Source organism: Streptococcus sp. HMSC062B01, from assembly GCF_001811085.1.
GTDB classification, from domain to species: Bacteria; Bacillota; Bacilli; order Lactobacillales; family Streptococcaceae; genus Streptococcus; species Streptococcus gordonii.
Window position 1 is genome coordinate 91,061 of sequence record NZ_KZ672777.1, and the last position, 22,494, is coordinate 113,554.

Here is a 22,494-nt window from a genome sequence, read left to right on the forward strand (position 1 = left end):
TCCTCCGATTCTATTCTCCCCAGACTTCTTTTACAATATCTGAAATCAAAGCAATTTTTTCCCATTGACTCTCTTCTGTCAGGATGTTTCCTTCTTCCGTAGAAGCGAAGCCACATTGGGTTGAAAGGTAAAGATTTTCTAGCGGTACATACTGACTAGCTTCCTTAATCCGAGCAATAACTTCTTCTTTGTTCTCTAAATCACCACTTTTTGAAGTCAAAAGTCCCAAGACTACTTTTTTTCCTGGTGTTACTTTAGCCAAGGGTTCAAATCCACCAGCTCGCTCAGTATCAAATTCAAGGAAATAAGCATTCACCTTTTCTTTTTCAAATAATTCTTCAGCAATTGGACCGTAGCCACCCGAAGAAGCCCAGGTAGAATGGTAGTTACCACGGCAGACATGGGTATTAACAGTCAAACCAGCAGGGACATTTTGATAAAGATCATTGTTGAAACTTAAGAAGAGCTCCGCTAATTCAGCACGAACTTGGTCTTTGGTCTTACCTTGAAGAGCACCCCAGGCTGTCAAGAAATTATCATCTACCAAGACACCCCAAGTACAATCATCCACTTGTAGCGTTCTGAGGCCAGCGTCATATAAATCTTCAACAACTTGTAAATATGCTTTTTTTATATCTTCTCTCAATTGATTGAAGTCAGGATAAACTTGATTGAGCTTCTCCACATGCTCGGCATCCCGGATTAATTCAAAATAAAATTGGGCAGGGGCTGGAATGGTATACTTTGCTTCAACTCCATCTTGATCAGCCACTAAATCTCTTAGAAACTTAAAATGTTCCACAAAGGGATGGTGAAAACCGGTAATCTTACCAGCGATGAGGGCCGAATCTGCCTTGGTTGTTTCCCCATGAAAATGATAGCCTTCTGCAGCTTGAACATGCTCAATTCCTTGAAAGCCCCAGAAAAAGTCCAAATGCCAATAAGCCCGACGAAATTCTCCGTCTGTTACATTCTTCAATCCAGCTTTAATTTCTTTAGAAACTAAAGCTCGAATAGCTTGGTCTTCCACTGCAGTTAACTCTTCTTTGCTAATAGTCCCCCCCCGCAAAGGCTTCACGAGCTTCTACCAATTCCTTAGGGCGAAGGAAAGAGCCAACGTGATCAACTCGAAATGGTCCATGATTAACTGTCATCTCAACTCTCCTTTTCTAGTGTAAAGAAATGTTATAAAAATCAAATGGAAATTTGGTTATGGTTCATTATATCAACACGACAACCTTATCTCAAGTTTTTAAAGGGTTTTGAGCTAATCTTATTTTATTGATTATTATATAGTTTATAACTATATCAGTTCTTCCAATTCCTACTTTTCTTTTGGATATTAATTTGCTATGCTAGAGAAACACGTATATATGAGGAGAGTTTGATGAGTAAAACAAATAAAATTCTTACAACATTTGGTATTATCTTCTTTAACATCTTTGGTTTAATAGCATTTATTTTCTTGTATTTCAGGAGTAAAAAGAAAAAATAATACGAAATAGTCTAAGTCGATAAAAAACACTTGACTTTTAGCACTAGAGATCTTAAAATAGTTACCATAAATTATAAAAGAGGTTTACTATTATGAATCGAAATAAAGTTTTCTTACTTGTGCTCCCAGCCATTGGGGCTGCTATTTTAGCGGTTTTATCACAATTTAGCTTTGCTATTGGAGCTGTTCCTATTACTCTCCAAACCTTTGCCATCGGTTTGATTGCAACTATTTTTAAACCCAGAGAAGCGGTTTCAGCTACGCTACTTTATTTACTACTTGGTGCTATCGGTCTCCCAGTTTTTGCAGGCGGTCATGGCGGATTCCAATCATTCCTAAATCCAACTGCTGGTTACCTTTTGTCTGCTCCTCTCTTTGCCTTCATTACTTCTATCTTAACTCATAAAAACAGTTCATTCTTGACTATTTTACTGGCAAATATCTTGGGAGATACCATCCTATTTATCGGTGGAATTATAGGTTTGAACATCTTAGGGAATCTTGATTTTTCAAAAGCTATCGCTGTAGGCGTTACCCCATTCATTCTACCGGATCTTTTAAAAATGCTCCTGATAGCTATTATCAGCTTGCCAGTATTAAAAAGTCTCGGATTTCATCCTTACTTTGCTGATAAACAAAAAAACTGATAGACTTTTCTATCAGTTTTTAAATGCATCAAGAAGAACCTGAAATTCTTCATTAGAAAGAGTAATTCCCTTGCCCATTTTACTGTGATCCGGACTCCAAGTTCGAATATCATATTTGGCTGGCGCTCCATTGAAGCTAACTCGGTTAAGCTCTTTGGTCCAGCCTTTATCGTTTTCTGATAAGACTAGAAGTTTTTCTTCAATCTCAAATGTAAATTCTGACATAGTACCTCCTTGGTAAATTCAAAAGTAGATGAGCTAAAACAGCCTCTGCTGTTTGACAGTTTTCCATCTCTCATTTAATTCATTCGTAAAAGTTTAGAATTTTACGAGAAAATGTTATATAATGATATTGTATCAAGTTATGGAGATTTTAGCCATGAAAAAATTTCTAAGAATGCTGACTGAGAAAGCTAATGAGTTTATAAACGATAAAAAAACCGAACAGAACAGCGAGAATAATACTGCTATCTTATCCGCGATTGAGCTAGCCTTAAAGAAAAAATCCGGAATTCATGTTATTTTTCAAAATAAAAGCTTTACTGGCGATATTGTTAAGTATGACCAAGAACGCCAGCAGTTGATTGTTAAGAATTTCAATAAGAGCATGTCAACTATTATTCGGATTCCAGATATTCAACGTGTGCGTCTGGTTCCTCAGACAGTTCGAGTAGCACAGAAAGCTAATCCAAAGAAAAAATAAATCCCAGTTTTTACAAACTGGGATTTATTTTATATCTAGGCGCGGACAGTAACGCTGGTGCCATCTTCCTTATACAGATTGATAAGGCCTTCTTTTCTGCTACGCACCATATCACCTGGGCAAACAGGTGTCGGCATAGAAATTGTTAAGAGTTCCATAGGATTTGGCGCTCGATCAATTTTATTGCCCTGCGCATCATGCAAATCTGTAATGACTGTCTCAAAATGACGGAAGCCAGGACCGTAGAATTCAACCTGATCTCCTTCATGAATAACATTCCTCTGACGAATAGTCGCGATCTGTTTTTCAGCATCATAGTCTACAACTTCAGCCACAAACTTGTATTCCGGAATTTTTCGGCGTGCCCCAAAGAGCTGTTCGTTCTCTGTTGGAGTACCGTAGTAAAATCCCGTTGCCAATTCGCGTTGAGCAACTTTCCACATTTCATCAATCAAGTCCTGTTTAATCGCTTCAAATTTCTCAGGACTTTCCAAATAGGCATCGACAGCTGCCTTGTAACAGTTCGATACTGTGGATACATAGTGTATAGACTTCATTCGACCTTCGATTTTCAGACTGTCCACACCATTTTCAATCATATCAGGTATGTGATCAATCATGGACATATCTACCGCTGACATAGAAAATTCTTCTGGGATTTCACCCTTCAAGCTCTTTCTTTCTTGGCCAAAAGGCATATCGTAAAGGTCGTATTTCCAACGACAAGACTGCGAGCAACCACCACGGTTAGCATCACGCATACTCATGTGGTTAGAAAGTGTACAGCGTCCTGAGTAGGAAATACACATTGCTCCGTGGACGAAGGCTTCAATCTCAACATCAGTTCTTTTACGGATCTCAGCCAATTCTTCCATAGATACTTCGCGTGCTAAAACAACACGCGTCAAGCCTAGTTCTTTCCAAAATTCCAAAGTCTCATAGTTAGTCGCACTAGCTTGGGTAGACAAATGGATTTCTAATCCAGGCGCTTCTGATGCCGCAATAGCAATCAAAGCAGGGTCTGATACAATTACTGCAGCAATCCCAATATCACGGAGTTTACGGAAGAATTCTCCAGCACCAATTTCATTACCTTCGTGCATCACCATATTAGCCGCAACATAAACCTTTGCGCCATATTTTGCTGCAAACTGAACTCCTTCTTCCATTTGCTCGTAAGTAAAGTTCCCAGCTCGACTACGAAGTCCGTAGGCCTGACCACCAATAAATACTGCATCTGCTCCATAACGAACAGCTACTTTTAACTTCTCTAGAGTACCAGCAGGTGCCAAGAGCTCTGGTCGTTTCAATGTTTTTGTCATCATTTCTCCTATTTGCAAGATAAGATCGATAATCCCTAATTTTTAATCCTTTCTATTTTATAGCAAAAAACTTGGAAAATCAAGATGTGGCAAATGTTTTCACAATTCTAATCTTTCCTGAATTCAAAAAATTGTGATTTTACATCTTAGCAACAGAAAAAAGCAAGAAAATTTCTTGCTTTCTTAGATAGCTATAATTATTTGACCATATCTGGATCGTATTCATAAAAACCAGTATCCAAGAAACGGTTTTTAGGATGAAAACGGTGAACAGCTTCATCCAAAAGAAAAGCCTGATCATGGGTGAATTTACCAGCCAAAATTAAATCTCGAGCTTGAATGAACAACTTAGCGATTTCTACAAAATTATGACCTGGAGTATAGATTCCTTCTAATTTCCAATGAGTAAATCCATGATCCACTAACTCTGTCAATTTTGTCATCAAATCTAAGTCGTTATTTGCAAATATATGAGTTCCGTGATTGTCTTCAAAAATGGAATAATGACTGCTTGGGTCACCTGGCTCAGCCAAGAACAAATCACGCTCCCTCGTCTTCTCATCATCAATATGGGTGAAATTGTAATAATTTTGAAGCAGAGGGCGCTTGGAGTGATGAATGACACTAGCCCCATAGACCAAGACCTCTGCAGGAATCTCTAAAATATCCTGCATGGCAAAAAGTTCAGCTGAGGGAACTTCTCTAGCTAAAACTGCTTCTGATGCGCCAGCTTTTTGTCCCCAAAAATTAATCTGACGACTGCTGGTAACCATGGTCGAAGCATCATAAATTGTCTTAAAGGGATACTGATCGCGGTTAACAACATAAAACACACCCGCATCCCCAACAGTAATATAATCCGTCTGGATTTCTGTTAGAAAATCAAGAAATGGCTTGATCTTGTCCATCATTTCCTGGTGCATGAGAGCATTGACTGCTACGACTATTTCTTTTCCCGCCTCATGAACTAAATTAGCAATCTCTCGTAATTCGTCATAAGAAAAAGTGTGGGGAAGACGAAGGCCATAGTTTTTCTCGCCAACATAAATCCGATCAACTCCTGCTTCCAGCAGTTCCTTCACTTGCTCAATACTTTCAGCTGTCGCTGTAATAATTATCTTTTCCATAAAGTTAATTATAACACACTTTTAGAAATGAACCAGTTTTCTTTTCAAATTCTTTCTTTTACTTCTATTTTTTCTTAAATTTTCGATACTTTATTTTTATATTGAAAACTATTTTTATTCTTTCTGTAACAAAAATGTAATAATTACCCCAATAAATCATGATACAATGATATAGTACTAGTAGGAGAGAGAAAAATGGCACTTAGAGATTATAAAAATTATCAAGAGGATTATATCTATCAGGAACTTCCTGAAGAACAATTACCTTTATACCAAGAATATATTCCAGAATCAGACATTGAACCTAAAATAAAAGAGTTGCTTTTCTTCTTTAATATTGCTGCTTTTTGTATTTTAACAGCAATTTTTAGTTTTCTGTTTCTGTCTTTCAAACTGAATACTTTCTTTGCTCTGGCATTAGCTATGACTTTAAGCTTTGCAACAGTGCAAACCTATCGTTTTATTTCAAAAAAGAAATTTTAATCAAACAAGAGACCTACTTCTGACTTGAAGCAGGTCTTTTTTCTTACCATGCATAATTCGGCTCTTGGCAAGTCAACATAGCTGTCAAAAGCTCTTGAGGGGTCACTTTCTTTAACCCTCCATAAACCGGATCTTGAACAGTATAAGATGGATCAATATAATAAACTCCAATAATATCAGAAGCATCTGAGTTTAATTCATATCCAATTCCGATAACATTGTGCTCCCCACTACGTCCAGGATACATCTTTGAATTATCAAACGTATAATATAGAGGATAGCCAGCATCAATATTCTTCTTGAGTCGCTCTTTAAAGAGGCGCATATCAATTGAATTAGATGAGCTAGATCTCACAGTTTCCAAGCGATAGCCCGCCTGTCCATCAGTTGGTTCTGGATAACCAAATAAATGCTGATTAAGTACCTGAATAGCATTGGCATTATGGGTCCCAAAATGAGCATCTGTGCCCATTTCCTCAGCCAATTGTTCTTGCGATATATCGATTCCCCGACAGGCTAACATCATGCTCACAGTAGTTGGAGCACAAGTATTCCATGCTCTTTGCACCTGCATAGGTACTTCCAGCCTATGTCTCAACTGAAGTGATCCTTCTTCTGTTTTTTGAACTTGTGGCATCTCCTGCGATTCTGAAGCACTACTCGAAGACGAACCATTGTCCGAAGAAGTTTCTTTTGATCTGTAAAAAGTAGATGAATTGCTTGAAAACTTCTTACTAGAAACAGAGTTAGAAGAATCTAATGGTTTTGCTACTTTTCTTTGGTTAGCACATGCAGTAAAAAACAATATCGCAAACATAAGGCTTAAAAGTTTGATGCATTTCATCAGACCACCTCCCCAACTTTATCATAGTCTTTTCCGTACATGGAGTCAAGTTATTCTACAAAATAAAAAAGCTGGTTTAACCAGCTCTTTTAGTCTTCTTTTAGGTCTATAACGATTTCTTCAGAATGATCTTTTTCATCCGTCAAAGCATGTGCTTTTTCCCTGATAGAAGAGATCAAGTCGTCTTTAGTCAGATGTTCTTCCTGAATTTTTTCTTTAATAGCTTGGAACTTATCCTGTGAATAGTCTAACATCTCTTTTGTAGTTTCCTTTACAGATGTCAAAATAGACTCTTTTGTAATCTCACCATTATTGACCTTGTCTCTTACTTGTGTAACAGTATCTACTGTTTGATTTTTCAAGTCAGTTGCAGAATGACACACCTGCTCTTTAAACTCATCTGGGTTCTCTTGCACTTCTTTGATAAAATTGCTGACTCTAGCTCTTACTTCTTTACCTTTTTCACTGCTTAAGAAGATAGCTGCTGCAGCCCCAGCCGCTGCTCCTAATACAATCGATGAAAATTTACCCATAATGGACCTTCTTTCTTATGATTATCTATTGAAAAATTTTGATAATAGACGCCAAGCTGTTAAACCCGCACCCGCTTTGACTGAATTTCTACCAGCCGTTGCTGCTTTTTTACTCAGATTACGAGCTGAATCATTTAAATCTGAAACAGACAACGATAAATCTGCAACAGCTGTAAAGAGGGGTTCTATGGTCTCCATTTTACCGTTAATATCATCAGTCAAAACATTGACTTTAGCTAGTAATTCATTGGTTTGATATAATGTGACATTAACATCCGCTGTAAGAACTTTAATCGTCTTCTCTGTCTCATCCACAACATTGCTAATTTTTCTAACCAAGAAGATGGAGTAAACAATCAAAGCAATCAAAGCGACTGCGACTAAACTATATGAAATTTCAAGCATTTTTCTTCTCCATTTCTAAAGATGTGTAATAATACGGTGTATCTTTTTTTCTACGTTGATAAACGACCAAGGCGACACCAAGAATAATTAAGAGAGCAGACAACCACTGAGAAACCCGGAGTCCCATAAAGTAGAGACTGTCTGTCCGCATTCCTTCAATAATCATCCGACCACAACCGTACCAGATAAGATAGAAGGCTGTGATATCTCCTTGCTTAAGGAATTTGGGTTTTCTGCGTAAAAAGATAATGAGAATGAAACCTAGCAAGTTCCAAGTAGATTCATAAAGAAAAGTAGGTTGTCGATAAGCTCCATCAATATACATTTGATCTCTGATAAATCCTGGCAAGTAGTCTAAACTCTTGACCGCAGCACCGTAAGCTTCCTGGTTGATAAAATTCCCCCAGCGTCCAATACTCTGAGCAATCATAACACCTGGAGCCGCGATATCTAAGAAATCTAAAGTATTAATAAATTTACTCCTAGAAAAGAAATAAAGAACTAGAGCACCAGTAATCAGTCCTCCATAGATAGCTAAACCACCATGCCAAGTAATGAAAATCTCAATAAATGGTTGTTTTGAATAATAAGACCATTCAAAGGCCACATAGTATAGTCGTGCACCCACGATAGCAAGTGGAAAAGCAATCAAGATAAAATCAATAATGTCATCAGGTTTAATCTTTTTACGAGGGGCTTCTTTCCTAGCCAAGTAAACAGCTAATATTAAGCCTGAAAGTATGCAGATTGCATACCAGCGAATAGCAAATGGTCCGATTTGAAAGGCAATTGGATTAATCATTCTTCACCTCATTCTGGCTGATCAGATTTGTCAAGCGTTCTTCAAAAATCTTTGTAGCATCAAAGCCCATTTCTTTTGCTCTATAATTCATGGCCGCAGCTTCAATTACAACGGAGATGTTACGACCAGTTTTAACTGGAATGCGGACCCTTGGAATTCGAACACCAGCAATTTCTAATTCATCTGAACCATTACCTAGGCGGTCAAAGGTCTTATTGACGTCGTAATTTTCCAAATATACTGCAATTTGAACCTGTGATGAATCTTTAACTGCACTAGCACCATAGAGACTCATCACATCGATAATTCCAACACCTCGAATTTCCAGCAGATGACGCAAAATTTCAGCTGGCTCACCCCAGAGAGTCATTTCATCCTTAGCAAAGATATCAACACGATCATCCGCTACCAAACGGTGACCTCTTTTGACTAACTCAAGTCCCGTCTCACTTTTACCGATACCACTGTCACCCTGAATGAGAACACCCATACCATAGATATCCATTAAGACACCGTGAACGCTTGTTCTTTCAGCCAAGCGAGAATCTAGATAGCTTGATATTTCTCCTGACAATCGGCTCGTTGCTGTATGGCTACGCAAAATAACAATCTGCTTTTCTTGGGCAGCTTGCATCATTTCATCTGGAATCTCCAAATCTCTGGCAATGATGACAACAGGTGTCGTAGGTTGGAACATTTTCAGAAGAACTTGATGGCGGTTATGACTCGTCATCTTCATCAAATAAGACCATTCTTTCATCCCAATCAGCTGAATGCGCTCTGGTGTATAGTAGTCAAAATATCCTGTCATTTCAAGACCAGGCCGTGAAATATCGGATGTCGTAATTTCTTTTTCCAGTAGTTCTTCGCTACCGTAAATCAATTGTAATCTTACTTTTTGCAAGAGGTCCTTGACCTTAACAGACATAAGTTTCCCCCTTTGGATTCTTTCTTTTTCTATTATAGCAAAAAATTACTTTTATAGAGAGTTTCAGCGTCCTTTTTAGGAAAAGAAAAGATGACAGGAAAGGCTTCTACACTTTATCTGTCACCTTGTTTCTCTATTAGTTTTTTTAATAGTGCTTTTTGATGTTGAAAGAGAAGCTCCTCTTTCATGAATGCAGACAATTCATTTATTCCTATCCAGACATGTCCATCAGTCTCTCCATCTTGATAGGTTATATTCCCCTTATCGCCTACTATAATTGCTTCATAGTAGTCAAATAAGCATTGATCTTCAAAAGATATTGTCTGCTCAATGAGTCTTATCCGGCTGGGGACTAAACCTGTTTCTTCTTTCAACTCTCGAAGCGCAGCGCTAAGGCTATCCTCACCAGCTAGTACACTGCCACCAGCCCCAAATTCAAAGTAGTTGGGATAGAGTTCTTTTTGACTACTTCTTTTCATAAAAAGAACATCTCCATCCTCATGTCGTACCAAGACATTCACACAGAGATGATATAGGCCAGAGGGTATCCTTTCTCCTCTTACCAAATAACGCCCATTTTTTTCTCGATCTTCATTATAAGCATCCCAAATTTCCATAGTTCTCCTTTTTTAAACAGCAAGCCATTACCAAAAAAGTCCTTTATCGTCATCAATTGGTTCTGCATCCTTACGCTTTCTTGGTCCAGTCCCGTACATTTCAGCTTCTATATCTTCCTTGGTTGGAAGAAGTACTGCTAAAGAAATGTAAATAACAACTCCAAGTCCAAAAGACGAAATGGTAAAAAGGATATATAAAAAACGAATCAAACTAAGATCAAATTTAAACTTATCTGTCAAACCAGCTAAAACACCAGCTAACAATCGATTTCTTCTTGTTTTATAAAGGACCGTTTTCATGTTCTATTCCCTCTTTCTGTAGGTAATCTCATTTTATCATTTATTTTGGAAAATCCATCAGGCTCAAGGCTGATTCTGATTAATATCAAAGAAAAGACTAAGAAAATTCTTAGCCTTTATTTTCTATATTTGATTTAGCGGGTACAATAATTCTCACAGCAATCCCATCTGGATCTGTAACTTCTAGCTCTTGGGGGCTAATCCATCGGACTGGCGCCTGCAAGTCCAGAGCATTTTCATAAATTGCTACTAGGTCTTCTTTTCCTTGAACTTGGGCTTCAAAATAGGCTAGTCCCAGTTGCTTGGGTTGGCGATGATTCAAGCGAGAACCTCCCCATTCATTAACAGCTAAATGGTGATGGTAGTTTCCTGATGCCAGCCAGCTAGCAGAAGGTACAGAAAATTTATCCTCCAAGCCTAGAAGCTTTTGGTAAAAATGACTAGCAGCTCTGCTATTTTTCACAGACAGGTGGACATGGCCCATACGAGTGCCTGAAGCAATACTAAACGGCTGGACTTCCTGACCTAGTTCATAGATTTCTTGAGCCGCTAGCGCTTCCGTCACTCCGATAATGCGGCCATCTTCTCGAATATCCCAATCAGCCTGAGGCTTGTCCCGATAAAGTTCAATGCCATTGCCTTCTGGATCCTCCAGATAAATGGCTTCACTATAACCGTGGTCTGCTCCTCCAACCATAGGAACTTTATTTTCTGATAAATGCTTAAGAATATCTGCTAAGGCTTGACGGCTTGGAAGCAAGAGTGCCAGATGATAAAGACCGTAAGCCGACTTAATGGACTGCCGATCACTGGTCGCTAAAAGCCGCACCAACACTTGTCCGTCCCTGCCCAAAGCCACCTGTCCGTCCTGCTCTTCCAAAAGTTCCAGTCCTAAAACGCGCTGATAAAAATCGCTTTGTCCTGCTAGGTCAGCCACATAAATAGCCACCTCTCCTAGATAAATCTTGCTTTGATATTCAAAAGTCATGTACTTTCTCCTCTCTTAAATTTTAAATGTCAGGAGTGCTCCTGCTCCATCTTTTTTTATTTCTCCAAAACAGAGATAGGTTCCTTGATATGGCTTTTCACATTGCCATTTGTTCCTAAGGATTATTTCTGAATTGTAATTGTTTTTGTTACATCTATTAGTATAGCACATCTTAATGTAATGTCAATAATTACATCTTAGAAAAATATTCAATAAAAAACAACCTGCTTTCTAGGAAACAGATTGTTCTTTAATTTCTTTTTCTGTTGCTGCGACAACTTCGTCAAGGCTGGTCTGAGCCAATTCAGCTTCCATGGCTGCCTGAATAGCCGCCAAGCGGTCGTCCAAGACGTTGTGAATGTTCTTGCCGATAGGACAGTCTGGATTGGGCTTGTCATGAAAGCTAAAGAGCTGGCCACTCTTTCCTAGACACTCAACCGCACTATAGACATCCAACAGGCTAATATCTTTCAAATCTTTAGCAATCTCTGCTCCTCCGGTCCCACGAGCAACGGTAATCATTCCTGCATTCTTGAGCTGGGATAGGGTCTTACGAATAATAACTGGATTGACACCGACACTGCCAGCAAGAATATCACTTGTCAGTTTTCGTTTTTTTCCTTCCAAAGCCAGAACAATCAGCATATGGGTGGCAATGGTAAAACGGCTAGAAATCTGCATCTCTTCTTCTCCCTTATCATTTTCCTTTATTTTTATTATAGCTCAAAAATGGTGTAACTTCAAGAGTTACGACTAGACTTTAAGAAAGCTGCAATCTCATCTGAATAGCCTTCCCGCTCACTGATTTCCCGCAGCAGATCGTGATTGTGGGTATGGTGGATACCATTGACCAAACTCTCCCGATAAATCTCATAATAAGGCAAGTTGAGCTCCCGAGCCAATCTCAGCTCCTGCTCTACATCGTAGGCCACGCGCCGAAGGTCGGCATCAGCCAGACCCGTATCATCAATCTCTAAAATGGCATACTGGGCTCGTAAGTCCTGACGCAAAGCCGAATCTAGAAAGAATGGCTGACCAATAGAGCCGGGATTGATAATCAGCTGGCCCTTAGTCCCGTAGCGGAGAAACTGTTGGTGAATATGACCATAAACAGCGATAGCGCAGTCGTTTCCTTCAAAAAGGCGGTCGAAATCACTCTGCTCGCCAATATGAATCAACTCCCGTCCCCAATTCTTATCTGGCAGATGGTGACTGACCGCAATCTTCAATCCCTCTACTTCTGTCAAGATTTGCAGAGGAAGTTCCTGCATACGGTTGATCTCTTCTGGATGGATCTCTTCTAGGACAAAATGGCAGAGCCGGGTCAAATAGAGATGGCTGGGGCGACTCAAATCCAGCTTTTGGTGCAGAGCGTGCCAGAGACTGTCTTCCCAATTCCCTCTGACTTGGAGGCTGATGGGCAGCTGATCCATCCTATCTAAGATATTTCTGCGACCGGTTCCTGGCAGGAGCAAATCCCCCAAAAACCAATAGTCTGTCACTTGCTGGCTTTCCGCATCTGCCAGCACTGCTTCCAAGGCTGTGCTATTTCCATGTACATCGGATAATAAGGCAATTTTTCGTGTCATCGTGTGTCTTTCTCTTTCTTTACAAGGAATATTATATCAAAGTTCAAAAAAACTTCCACCCATCAAGTAAGTGAAAGTTTTTGTACTGCCCCCAAAAAGTTAGTTTTCTTCTGTCAAACTTTTGGTATGATATTCAAATCTGGAAGATTTTTTATTTGACAAAAAACCTTCATTTTGTTAATATAATTAACAAAATGAAGGAAGTTTATGGATAAAAAAGAATTTATTAAATTTAATAATCGTTTCAATAGATTTATTTTAACGTTTGAACAGTTAAAAAAAAATCAACATAAAATTAGTATTGACAAATCCATTACGTTGAATGAGGTACATTTGATTGTTGTGATTGGGAAAAATCAGCCTTTAAATCTAGTGAAATTATCTGAATTGTTGAAAGTTTCGAGAAGTGCAATAACTCAAAGTGTTAGGAGATTAATTCAAAAAAATTTAGTTGTTTTTGATTTTGCTCCGAATAATGGGAAAAATAAATATTTGAGATTATCTGAAAAAGGCATCGAAGTTTTTAAAATCCATAAGGAGCAACAAGCATATATTGAAGAATCGGTCTTTTCAGTTTTAAACAACTATAGCGAGGAGGAGCTTCAAACAGTTGTGAAATTGATGGATGATATTGAAAATATATGGGGAGGATTACCGTGGTGAAAGTCACGGTAAATTTTAAATTTTGTTGTTAAGTATATTAACAAAAGGAGAAGATATGAGTGTAAACATTGAACTGATTTCACAAACTGACTTAGGAGATGAATCTTTTTATATTACTATCAATGGTTTAGAACCAAGGACAAGGTATTGTGTAGAAATGTACCTGTCTGATTATTACTGTATAAATGCTCCCTTACTTTTAGATCATGATGTCATGTGGAAATCAACTGCAATTTTTTTATCTGATCAGGGCGGTATGATTGACACCTCTCAAACAGCATCTATTTCGGGATCTTATAAAGGAGTTTCAGAGATGGGCTTGTTCTTTAATGCGAAACCGTTGAAGAATAGGAAAAGGAGATTACCCAGTTCTCTTGATAGAATTCCATTGCGAGATTGTTTTGGTATTGAAATTAAAATCAAGCTGGGGAAAGATGTGGTCGCGGAGAAAAGTTTTGTAAGGCGTTATATGAATCTTGGAATAAGGTATCAAGATATTTATGATAAGCATTTTCAAGGTCGATTATTTTATGATGAAAAGTTAAGAAAGGCGCCGGCCGTAATTATTGTTAGTGGTAGTGAGGGAAGAATTGAAAAAGCTCAGAACATTGCCCAACTTTTATCTTCTAGAGGTTATATTTGTCTTGCGATAGCTTATTTTGGTTTAGAGGGATTACCCCAAAATTTAGAAAGAATTCCGATAGAATGTTTGGAGGAGGCGAAAGATTTTCTATGTCATCATCCTCAAGTTGATAATACAAAAATAGGAATATATGGTCGCTCTAAAGGAGCAGAACTCGTTCTGGCTGCACAAAGTATTTTGGATGATGTTCAATGTTTAGTACTCAATTCACCTTCAAATGTAATATTTGAGGGAATAAAGGGAAAACTCAACTCTCATTCATCTTCTTGGACATATTTACAAAAAGAACTTCCATATCAAAGATTTCAACTAGGAAATTTTCTGATAAACAGGCTTTTTGGACAACATATTCCTAAGGATCATAGAGCTCGGATTGATATAAGTAAAATTTCATCTCCTTTATTATTACTAGGAAGCGATGTTGATGAAATATGGGAGGCATCATCAGCAATAGATGATATTGTCTCGCATTATAATGGACAATCAATCTTGTTTAGAAAATACCATGAAACAGGGCATATGTTGACGGTTGCTTATCAACCGAACCATCGTTATCGAAAAGATTGGCGTTTATTGATGAAAGAAAGTGTAGACTCTTGGTTAGCTACGATAAATTTTTTTAATACACATCTAAAAAATATGTAGACAGAGCTAAACCATGCTATAATAGTCCCAACTAAGATAACAATACAGTTCCGGTTAGTAGTCCAGACGTAGGCTGTCATATCAGAAACCTTCCTCCTTGGTTGTCCGTTCTTAGGGATTTTTAAAAAAGAGGTTCTATTATGAAAACTATTTCAATCGATTTGGCAGCTTATTTTGAAGATGGATTTTTGCGTGATCTTTTCAAACTAGAATATCAGAAAAATTACCAAGTTTGCCATGTGACCTTAGGTCGAGAACCAAGGGATGAAGAAACATTAGATTTTTTAAGGTTTTATTTCCCCAATTAGTTTTCACATCAGAGTTATTAAGAAAGCGACATTAAAAAATTAAGAATCCGAATCGCTTACAATGAGCAGTTAGAAAGCAAATGGACCAGAAATTGTCTTCTATGTCGCAAGAACTCTTGCAGTTGCAGAATGAGGAACGAAAAACACTCAAAACATCAGTCTTATCTATAAAAGCAAACACTAAAACAAGAGAAATTTGAATGTAAACAGCGCAAAGAACATTAAGTTTGTACTACCCCAAAAAGTTAGACAATTAATTTATCCAAAGGATTTAGTTCTGTATTGAACAGGACTGAGTCCTTTTAGTTTGACCTTAATTTCGTTTATTATAGTAGTAATTTGATAGTTTACAGTAGCTTTTTCAAAGGTTCTCTAAGACTCTAAAATTCTTCTCGTATCCATAAAAATCTCAGACTTTCTAAAGCAGTTTGAAGCTCTGCCCTTGTTTTCGAAGTTCATAGATTTGAACGTTTTCCTCATAAGTTAATTTATTTAAAAACACCTCAAAAGTTAGATTTTTCTGTCTAACTTTTGGGGTGCAGTTCACAAGTAAGTGAAAGTTTTAAAGTTTTTTTATCAATCAACAGACTTGAGCGCTTCCAGCATATCCACCCGTCTGAGGCGATAGTTGACAAAGAAGCCAAGCAAGGTCAGGATAAGAGTCACTGCTGTTAGAGGAAACAGATAGACTGAGGAACTTACTTGAGGGTTTAAGCTGATAATGCTAGGCGCAACCTTCTCAATCAAAAAACGATGCAGGAAGAAACCACCTAGAAGCCCAACTGCCATCCCAATCACTGACAGAATAATGGTCTCTCGATAGATATAGAGGGTCACTTCCTTATTATGGAAGCCCAGGACCTTGATAGTGGACAGCTCGCGAATCCGCTCAGCTACATTGATATTGGTCAGATTGTAGAGAATGACAACTGCTAGAAGAACAGAGATCACCACCAAAATAAGCATCGTATTATTAAGAGAATCAGCTAGAACGTTGAACTGCTTCACCATGCTAGCGTTTTGTGAGACACTCTTGACAGACTTGAGGTTCATAAATTCATTGGCCTTGTCCACAATATTCTTACTAGAAGGGTTCTTGAGTCGCACTAGATAAGCATTTTTCTCGGGCTTTCTCCCGTAAATCTTCTGGTAGTCAGTCGCCTTCATAAAAGCAAAATGGCCAAAATGATTCTCACTGACTGCTGCGAGCTTGACAGGCTTGCCACCCAGCTCTATACGGCTACCAGGGCTAACTCCAGCTATGCGGGCCAATTTATCCGAAACAACTACACCGTCCTTGAGAGTTAGCTTTTGCTGGTTGTCAGGACTTTCCATAGAAATAAAAGGTTCAAAATTTTCCTTGTCCGTAACCATTAAAGTGACTGACTCTGTCTCTTTTTTTCCTTTGTATTTCTCTGTCAAGGTTTCACTATGGATTTCCTGATAATCAGCAATCGAGTCATCTGCCAGCATTTTTTTCAGCTTATCTTGTTCGGCTTGATTTTCCCCAGGATTGACAGCGACAATCAAGTCATAGCGCAGAATCTCCTCAAACTGACGTTTGGGAATACCACCAATAGAAGATTGGAGTCCTAGGCCGGCAAAGAGAAGAGCAACAGAACCCGCCACACCAAAGATGGTCATAAACATCCGCTGCTTATAGCGAAAGATATTGCGAGCTGTGACCTTCTGAGTAAAACTAAGACGTCGCCAGATCAGGGACAGTCTTTCCAAAAAGATCTTGGAGCCTTTAACTGGTGGCTTGGGCAAAAGCAAGTGAGCTGCTTCTTCTCTCAGCTCCCGTCTTGCCACCAAATAGGCAGGGAGGACACTGGATAAAAGGGAAAGTCCCAGGGCCAGTAAACTATAGGAAACATAAAAATATGCATGAGGGGTAGAAAGTACCATTCCTCTAGTAATAATAGAAGAAATCACTCCCGACAAGAAATAATGTCCCAGCAGAATCCCTATGAGGGTACCTAGACTGCCCGCTACCAAACCGTAAAGAGCAAACTTGCGAATGATATCTCGGCTATGATAGCCTAAGGCCTTAAAGACACCTGCATTTGTTCGCTCCTCATCGACAAAGCGCGTCATAGTGGTAAAGGTCACCATTGCTGCCACCAAATAGAGCACCACCGGGAAGATATTGCCAATCGACGCAATACTATTCATGGAGTTTTTATACATATGATAGCCATTCCCACCTGGCAGGGACTTGCGGTCATAGCTATGATAGGCCGGCTCTTTCAAACGACTCAGGTTTGCCTTAGCGTCAGCTAGCTTGTCCTTGCTAGCTGATAAGTCTTTTTCCGCCTGAGCTAGCTCTACTTTTTTCTGATTGAGCTGGGACTCAGCTTCCTGAATCTGCTGCTGGCTCTGGCTGAGCTGAGCAGGAGGGAGGATAGAAGCGGCTTGGGCTGCTGCTAGCTGGCTTTTTTGCTGGTCTAGCTGACTCTGAGCTTGCTCTAACTGTTTTTTACCTTGGGTCAGATCAATCTCTGCCTGAGCAATCTTATCTTGGCCCTTCTGAACGGTACTTTTGGCATCTGCCTCTAATCGCTTAAAGCGAGCCTCTCCGTTATCTTCCAGGCTCTTATCCAAAGCAGTCTGGTGCTGCTCCACACGCTCCTGATAGCTTTCAGAGAAGGGAGCCAGCTTTTCTAAATCATGATAGCGCAGGCGGGCAATAGTGTAAACATCTGTATCAAAGGCCTTGGGGCTGACTACAGCATAGGCTGATAAAGCCCCGCTTCCACTAGTCGCATTGCCCAGATTTCTATCAGACCAAAGCTCTGCTGAGTTGACAAATCCCACGACCTTATAGGTCTTGTTTTTTAAAACTGACCGGCTGCCGGCTTTTTCGGTCAGATCAATCTCCTGGCCAATTTTATATTTTTTAGACCAAAAGCTAGCTAGGGCAATTTCTTGCTCATTCTTGGGAAGACGACCGGAGGTCACTTGAAAGCTTGAAATATCCTTGGTATCTGAGAATACTCGGAGGGCCTCCTCGTCCACGGTGACATCTGTCAGATAGCCAAACTCGACATCGGCTCCCTTGATAGCTTCCAGCTCTTTCTGATCCTCCGCATCCAAACCATAGTCCGCCATAACAACCAAGTCCATGGTTCGCTGCTCTTTCAAGTAATCGGTTGCTGTTCTGCGCATATTTGGCGGAGCGACCTTGAGCCCTACAAGAGCTAAAGAACCCAGCATCATGAGGATTAAAATAGATAGGAAACGTCCTTTAGAGCTAGTGAAGGAGCGCAGAATATCTTTCCAATAAATCTTTCTCTTCATATCAATACTCCAATGTACTTATATCCTGTGGTTGATCATTGACTGTGATACTCTTGACTCTCGCGTCGTGCATGCGAATGACCCGATCAGCAATGGGAGCCAAGGCAGCATTGTGGGTCACGATAATCACCGTCGCTCCTTGATTGCGAGACATGTCCTGTAAGATTTGCAGCACTTGCTTGCCGGTATTGTAGTCCAGAGCTCCTGTCGGTTCGTCGCAGAGCAAAATTTTGGGATTTTTTGCCACCGCCCGAGCAATAGAGACCCGCTGCTGCTCCCCACCTGACAACTGCGCTGGAAAATTATTGAGGCGATTTTCCATACCAACCGCAGTTAGAACGGCCACTGGATCTTGAGCATCCTTGACAATCTCCGAAGCCAATTCGACATTTTCCTTAGCCGTCAGGTTGGGCACCAAATTGTAAAACTGAAAGACGAAGCCCACATCATTGCGACGATAGTCCGTCAGCTGGTGGGAATTGTAGTCAGCAATATTCTGACCGTCTATCAAGATATCTCCCTCATCATTGGTATCCATACCGCCGAGAATATTGAGCACTGTAGACTTACCAGCACCAGAAGCCCCCAGTATAATAACCAGTTCCCCCTTTTCAATCTCAAAAGAAATATCGTTATTGGCTACAATTTTTGTATCACCTACCTGATAACGTTTAAAGCTATGTTTCATTTCAATGTAAGCCATATCGTTTTTCTCCTTTTCAAAGCTCGTTTCTTTTAAATCAACAAGGTGTTGATTCTAAATCACAGATATTATATAATGAGCTTAGATAAAAAGCAATAATCAAAAATCAACAAACTGTTGATTTAAGAAAAAGGAAGAAAAATGGCCCAGAAACGAAAAACCAGCACCAAGGAAGACATCAAAGAAGCCTTGATTCAGTTACTTTCAGAAGAAAAATTTGAGAATATCTCCATCAGCAAGCTCTGCAAGCGGGCTGGTATTAACCGAGGTACCTTTTATCTCCACTATGAGGACAAGTACCAGATGATTGATAGTCTAAAAAGTGACATTATTTCCCAGCTTTATAGTTTTTTTGAGGAGGAAAGGGAATCTCCCAAAAAGTTAATGACAGCAAATTTTCATATACTTCGTGCCAATGAACGGCTTATCAATGCCCTGACTAGGAGCCACTATATAAACTTTCGTGAGGCCATCCGGGAGTTTCTGACCAGTGTCATTCTGAGCGACAAGCAAGAAGTTTCTACCAAGCTTTTTTTAGAGGGAAACTTTCAGATTCCCCAGAAATATGCACTGGAAATTTTCTTATCCAGCGTTGAAGGGGTTGTTTCTCTCTGGATAGCTGGCGGAGCTCAGGAAGAGCCCGAAGAAATCACTGATATGATTTTGACTACTTATAACTATGAATATTGGAGATAAGAAGGAGCAGAAATGCTTTATCAATCTCTTTGTGACATAAGCTTCTACTTACACGGAATACCGGTAGTCTGGGAAGAGAGAATTATATGCTGAACCTAACTGATATGTCGCCAACAGACCTCACTTTTCAAACTAAAAACAAGCCACTTAAAGGCTTGTTTTTAGTTTATTCAACTTAAGTTATGCTCTTTTATGACCAGCCGGTAAACCTCTACAAAGGTAGCTGCAAGAAAAGCAAATAAAGCTCCAACAACTAGATTGATCCGATGTTCTGTTTCGTAAAATGGAGAGTTCCAAATAAAATGGTTAACAACTGTTGAAACGACGCACCAGAGACCGAAGCGGCGATATTTCTTATAAACTTTAGAAAAGAGAAGGTAGACCCCAACAGTCACGACTGCCGTATAGAGCGTATGGGAAGCAAAGCCACCAGCAATTCTACCAATCGCTTCTAAAGCACCGCTATTTTCTCCACCAAAAGTCTGTCTGGATACATAACCAATATCTTCTATGACTTGGAAACCAAAACCAGAGCTCAGTCCAGCAATTAAGACAGATTGGAGATCTTTTTTACCCAAAATATAAAGGGCTGCAAAGGCAGTCAAGGCCTTGAAAAATTCCTCAGCAAAAGGAGCCGTCAATGCATTGGTCCAGTCATTAAAAACTGCAGGATCTTTAATGAAATTTGAATTAATAATGTCAATCAGGCTATTACCTGCAAAGCTAAGCCAGCCTGCAATAAATGCACCTCCAAAAAGGGCAGTTCCGAGAACAATGGTCTCTACAGATAACTTTTTGGCAAGCTTTTTAATTAAGAAATAGATAGGTAGGAAGAAGGCCGCTAAAACAGCTAGATTAAGGATGAGGTCACGTCCAGCCTCTAAGGTGATGTCCTTATCTGCCATGTCTCCCAATTCAAACTGCAAGCCAATACCTGCTAATACCAAATAAATATAGAGAGCAATTCTTCTTGTTTTATTCATGACTGTCTGCTCCTTTTTTATTTTTGCGTTTTACGAGATAGATCACTATTCCAACAACAGTCAGAACAAAGATTCCTCCAGCCAAAGCAATATCGTAATCAAAATCTTCCAGACGAATGGTTTCTTCGGTATTAGAATCTTCTGATTCCTCAATTTCTTTTAGGGCTTTAATACCATATTCACTTACTACCTTGTCTTCAGCTTTTTTCTGAATTTCCTTGAGGTGTTTAAAGACTGATTCCGCTCGTTCCATGGAAAGTTTCGTTGCTTTTAGACTAGCTTCTTCTGGTTGGTTAGCCAGGCTAATTTGTTCTTTATCATAAGCAGCCTGCTCTTCCATCCATTGGGTTTCTAGACGTTCAATCTCACTACGGATAGAGCCATCTTCAAATAAATCAGGATATTTAGCTACTAGATCATTGATACGGCTAACTGTCCAATACCAAGAATTTTCATTATAGGCTGTACTCATTTCTTGATAAGCCCGATAAGTATTGTTGATATTTGCATAGTAAGGTAGGTATGGTGCATTTCGCGGACTTCCCATAGAAAGCCAGAAAATGCCTCCTCCTGTTTTAGCAGGTAAATTATCTTTTAACTGAAAGATATGTGCTTCCATGACATTAGGATTGGAGATCGGATACTTATAAACAGGATCTGCCTTTTTCTTATCTGGAATCCCTTTACCATCAAGCTCCATCTGATCAAGCGGTTTAAAATCTGTTCCCTCTAGGCGGTTCCGTTGCAAATTCATAGCATCTCGTAGACTAAGCTTGTCATTGGTTGAATGCATGAGTTCAAAATATTCATCGTCATATTTTACATCTGCATTTGGATTCAAAGCCTTGATACCAGACCAAACCCTAGAACGATTCGCTTCAGCCAAAGGCGGATTATAGGATTGAGCTATATGAAAAGCCCCATTAACTTCTTTGTAAGTTCCTGCATCACGAGCTGTTTTCTCAAGATCCGCTGAAGCAATAGTATTTTCTGTATCATTTACATTGATATTGCCAAGGAAGAAAGTGTTAGGAAAGACAGCATATTTGTCATCAGGAAACTTGATTGCTGCGTATTGGTGCCCAGAAAGGATCTCCATATACCAAACACCAGACTTGTCTGCAATCGTTATGATATTTCCTTCTGCCGCACCCTTTTCTCTAACAATTTTTGCTAGGAGCTCTACTCCTTCCCTAGCTGTTTTGACATGAGGAAGAACTACAGAAGTTATAGCTGACTCGGCAATACCATCCTTAACGTAAGGATCTTTTTTCTGAATATCATCGTTGGCGCTTGCTGAGACAGTAGCAGAAATAGAAACTCCTTCTTCGTTGAAGCCAGCTTCATCAAAGACACCTTGTTCTGGAGTCACATCTGGAACTGCCGTATACTTGTAACTAACAGCTGGTAAATCAAAGCTAAAACCATTGGTTTCATCTACGAACTTATCACCAGCTTTATTATTCTTTCTCTCCCTCACAACAAAGTTTTTATTGTGATTAGGCTCCAAGTCCTCTGTTCTGCCATAGAGAGTCGAACCATCGGTCGTCAAATTCTTCCCAATGATAAAGCCCGTACAAGCTTGGACGACTTGGAAAGGAAAGAGTATAAGAAGCATCATGGCTGTAACAAGCCATCTGAAAAGATTCTTTTTCATCAGTTTCTCCTTTATATATTAATTGGTAAACCGAATACCACATGTTTAGTATACTATTCTCCTTCTATGCTTGCAAGCGTTTCCAAATTAGATTTCTACAGAAAAATGAATAA

The 22,494-nt window shown here is 39.3% G+C and carries 23 protein-coding genes and 3 pseudogenes; 7 read left to right on the forward strand and 19 right to left on the reverse strand.

Translation table 11 applies throughout. The features are described 5' to 3' along the window. Positions 1 to 10: 10 nt before the first annotated feature. Positions 11 to 1,154: pseudogene (locus HMPREF2780_RS03145) on the reverse strand (5-methyltetrahydropteroyltriglutamate--homocysteine S-methyltransferase). 433 nt (positions 1,155 to 1,587) lie between these two features. Between HMPREF2780_RS03145 and HMPREF2780_RS03150 the strand changes: the two are divergent. After that, positions 1,588 to 2,142, forward strand: a complete 555-nt coding sequence (locus tag HMPREF2780_RS03150; RefSeq protein WP_045773809.1) for a biotin transporter BioY — start codon at positions 1,588 to 1,590, stop codon at positions 2,140 to 2,142. 12 nt (positions 2,143 to 2,154) lie between these two features. Here HMPREF2780_RS03150 and HMPREF2780_RS03155 read toward each other — a convergent pair whose 3' ends face one another. Further along, entirely contained in the window at positions 2,155 to 2,367 is a 213-nt protein-coding gene (locus tag HMPREF2780_RS03155; protein ID WP_008809037.1) for a YdbC family protein, read from the reverse strand. 139 nt (positions 2,368 to 2,506) lie between these two features. On the opposite strand from HMPREF2780_RS03155, the gene HMPREF2780_RS03160 reads away from it, so the two are divergent. Then, entirely contained in the window at positions 2,507 to 2,845 is a 339-nt protein-coding gene (locus HMPREF2780_RS03160) for a hypothetical protein (RefSeq protein WP_172601499.1), read from the forward strand. A gap of 35 nt (positions 2,846 to 2,880) precedes the next feature. Here the strand turns inward: HMPREF2780_RS03160 and HMPREF2780_RS03165 are convergent, their stop codons facing one another. Together HMPREF2780_RS03165 and HMPREF2780_RS03170 are read right to left on the reverse strand one after the other, a co-directional pair. Beyond that, complete coding sequence (locus HMPREF2780_RS03165; protein WP_105026129.1) at positions 2,881 to 4,167, reverse strand: peptidase U32 family protein; 1,287 nt, start codon at positions 4,165 to 4,167, stop codon at positions 2,881 to 2,883. A 197-nt stretch (positions 4,168 to 4,364) separates the two neighbouring features. After that, complete coding sequence (locus tag HMPREF2780_RS03170; protein ID WP_105026130.1) at positions 4,365 to 5,294, reverse strand: peptidase U32 family protein; 930 nt, start codon at positions 5,292 to 5,294, stop codon at positions 4,365 to 4,367. Between the two features lie 195 nt (positions 5,295 to 5,489). Between HMPREF2780_RS03170 and HMPREF2780_RS03175 the strand changes: the two genes are divergently transcribed. Next, entirely contained in the window at positions 5,490 to 5,777 is a 288-nt protein-coding gene (locus tag HMPREF2780_RS03175; RefSeq protein WP_012000206.1) for a DUF3270 family protein, read from the forward strand. Positions 5,778 to 5,820: 43 nt separating this feature from the next. Here the strand turns inward: HMPREF2780_RS03175 and HMPREF2780_RS03180 are convergent, their stop codons facing one another. From HMPREF2780_RS03180 to HMPREF2780_RS03225, 10 genes and pseudogenes are all read right to left on the reverse strand, one after another. After that, entirely contained in the window at positions 5,821 to 6,621 is an 801-nt protein-coding gene (locus tag HMPREF2780_RS03180; protein ID WP_060554017.1) for a C39 family peptidase, read from the reverse strand. 89 nt (positions 6,622 to 6,710) lie between these two features. After that, a complete protein-coding gene (locus HMPREF2780_RS03185) occupies positions 6,711 to 7,154 on the reverse strand; it encodes a YtxH domain-containing protein (protein ID WP_061595854.1) in 444 nt (147 codons plus the stop codon). Then, positions 7,127 to 7,559: pseudogene (locus tag HMPREF2780_RS03190) on the reverse strand (DUF948 domain-containing protein). Before HMPREF2780_RS03190 ends, HMPREF2780_RS03185 begins: the two are co-directional and overlap by 28 nt. Continuing rightward, entirely contained in the window at positions 7,552 to 8,361 is an 810-nt protein-coding gene (gene lgt, locus HMPREF2780_RS03195) for a prolipoprotein diacylglyceryl transferase (protein WP_061598745.1), read from the reverse strand. Before lgt ends, HMPREF2780_RS03190 begins: the two are co-directional and overlap by 8 nt. Continuing rightward, positions 8,354 to 9,289, reverse strand: a complete 936-nt coding sequence (hprK, locus tag HMPREF2780_RS03200) for an HPr(Ser) kinase/phosphatase (protein ID WP_105026132.1) — start codon at positions 9,287 to 9,289, stop codon at positions 8,354 to 8,356. Before hprK ends, lgt begins: the two co-directional genes overlap by 8 nt. A 113-nt stretch (positions 9,290 to 9,402) precedes the next feature. Beyond that, on the reverse strand, positions 9,403 to 9,906 hold the full coding sequence (locus HMPREF2780_RS03205) for an NUDIX hydrolase (RefSeq protein WP_105026133.1): 504 nt from the start codon (positions 9,904 to 9,906) through the stop codon (positions 9,403 to 9,405). A gap of 27 nt (positions 9,907 to 9,933) precedes the next feature. Continuing rightward, complete coding sequence (locus HMPREF2780_RS03210; protein WP_061585196.1) at positions 9,934 to 10,206, reverse strand: PspC domain-containing protein; 273 nt, start codon at positions 10,204 to 10,206, stop codon at positions 9,934 to 9,936. A gap of 109 nt (positions 10,207 to 10,315) precedes the next feature. After that, a complete protein-coding gene (locus HMPREF2780_RS03215; RefSeq protein WP_105026134.1) occupies positions 10,316 to 11,194 on the reverse strand; it encodes a VOC family protein in 879 nt (292 codons plus the stop codon). Positions 11,195 to 11,425: 231 nt separating this feature from the next. Then, positions 11,426 to 11,875, reverse strand: coding sequence for an Rrf2 family transcriptional regulator (locus tag HMPREF2780_RS03220; RefSeq protein WP_048763305.1), 450 nt, complete (start codon positions 11,873 to 11,875; stop codon positions 11,426 to 11,428). Between the two features lie 59 nt (positions 11,876 to 11,934). After that, positions 11,935 to 12,783, reverse strand: a complete 849-nt coding sequence (locus HMPREF2780_RS03225) for a metallophosphoesterase family protein (RefSeq protein WP_105026135.1) — start codon at positions 12,781 to 12,783, stop codon at positions 11,935 to 11,937. Positions 12,784 to 12,990: 207 nt separating this feature from the next. Here HMPREF2780_RS03225 and HMPREF2780_RS03230 point away from each other — a divergent pair, with 207 nt between their 5' ends. The 3 genes from HMPREF2780_RS03230 to HMPREF2780_RS11730 all read left to right on the forward strand — a co-directional run bounded on the left by HMPREF2780_RS03230 (position 12,991) and on the right by HMPREF2780_RS11730 (position 15,042). Next, positions 12,991 to 13,446 carry a MarR family winged helix-turn-helix transcriptional regulator gene (locus tag HMPREF2780_RS03230; protein ID WP_096755370.1) on the forward strand — a complete coding sequence of 152 codons (456 nt, stop codon included), beginning with the start codon at positions 12,991 to 12,993 and terminating at the stop codon, positions 13,444 to 13,446. Positions 13,447 to 13,501: 55 nt separating this feature from the next. After that, a complete protein-coding gene (locus tag HMPREF2780_RS03235; protein WP_105026136.1) occupies positions 13,502 to 14,734 on the forward strand; it encodes an acyl-CoA thioester hydrolase/BAAT C-terminal domain-containing protein in 1,233 nt (410 codons plus the stop codon). A gap of 140 nt (positions 14,735 to 14,874) precedes the next feature. After that, positions 14,875 to 15,042, forward strand: a complete 168-nt coding sequence (locus HMPREF2780_RS11730; protein WP_008809054.1) for a DUF2992 family protein — start codon at positions 14,875 to 14,877, stop codon at positions 15,040 to 15,042. Between the two features lie 258 nt (positions 15,043 to 15,300). Here the strand turns inward: HMPREF2780_RS11730 and HMPREF2780_RS11735 are convergent. From HMPREF2780_RS11735 to HMPREF2780_RS03250, 3 genes and pseudogenes are all read right to left on the reverse strand, one after another. Then, positions 15,301 to 15,448, reverse strand: a pseudogene (locus HMPREF2780_RS11735) (IS3 family transposase); the annotation flags it as partial. 170 nt (positions 15,449 to 15,618) lie between these two features. Beyond that, the gene (locus HMPREF2780_RS03245; protein ID WP_105026137.1) at positions 15,619 to 18,342 is read right to left on the reverse strand and encodes an ABC transporter permease; all 2,724 of its coding nucleotides are present in this window, start codon (positions 18,340 to 18,342) and stop codon (positions 15,619 to 15,621) included. 1 nt (position 18,343) lies between these two features. Next, on the reverse strand, positions 18,344 to 19,045 hold the full coding sequence (locus HMPREF2780_RS03250) for an ABC transporter ATP-binding protein (protein ID WP_105026138.1): 702 nt from the start codon (positions 19,043 to 19,045) through the stop codon (positions 18,344 to 18,346). A gap of 141 nt (positions 19,046 to 19,186) precedes the next feature. On the opposite strand from HMPREF2780_RS03250, the gene HMPREF2780_RS03255 reads away from it, so the two are divergent. Further along, the gene (locus HMPREF2780_RS03255) at positions 19,187 to 19,741 is read left to right on the forward strand and encodes a TetR/AcrR family transcriptional regulator (protein ID WP_105026139.1); all 555 of its coding nucleotides are present in this window, start codon (positions 19,187 to 19,189) and stop codon (positions 19,739 to 19,741) included. 170 nt (positions 19,742 to 19,911) lie between these two features. Here the strand turns inward: HMPREF2780_RS03255 and HMPREF2780_RS03260 are convergent, their stop codons facing one another. Together HMPREF2780_RS03260 and HMPREF2780_RS03265 are read right to left on the reverse strand one after the other, a co-directional pair. After that, positions 19,912 to 20,724: a PrsW family glutamic-type intramembrane protease gene (locus tag HMPREF2780_RS03260; protein WP_008809058.1), complete on the reverse strand. Its 813-nt coding sequence runs from the start codon at positions 20,722 to 20,724 to the stop codon at positions 19,912 to 19,914. After that, positions 20,717 to 22,381 (reverse strand): C69 family dipeptidase, encoded by a 1,665-nt coding sequence (locus HMPREF2780_RS03265; RefSeq protein ID WP_105026140.1) that lies wholly within the window; start codon positions 22,379 to 22,381, stop codon positions 20,717 to 20,719. The genes HMPREF2780_RS03260 and HMPREF2780_RS03265 overlap by 8 nt, the downstream gene beginning before the upstream one ends. Positions 22,382 to 22,494: the final 113 nt, after the last annotated feature.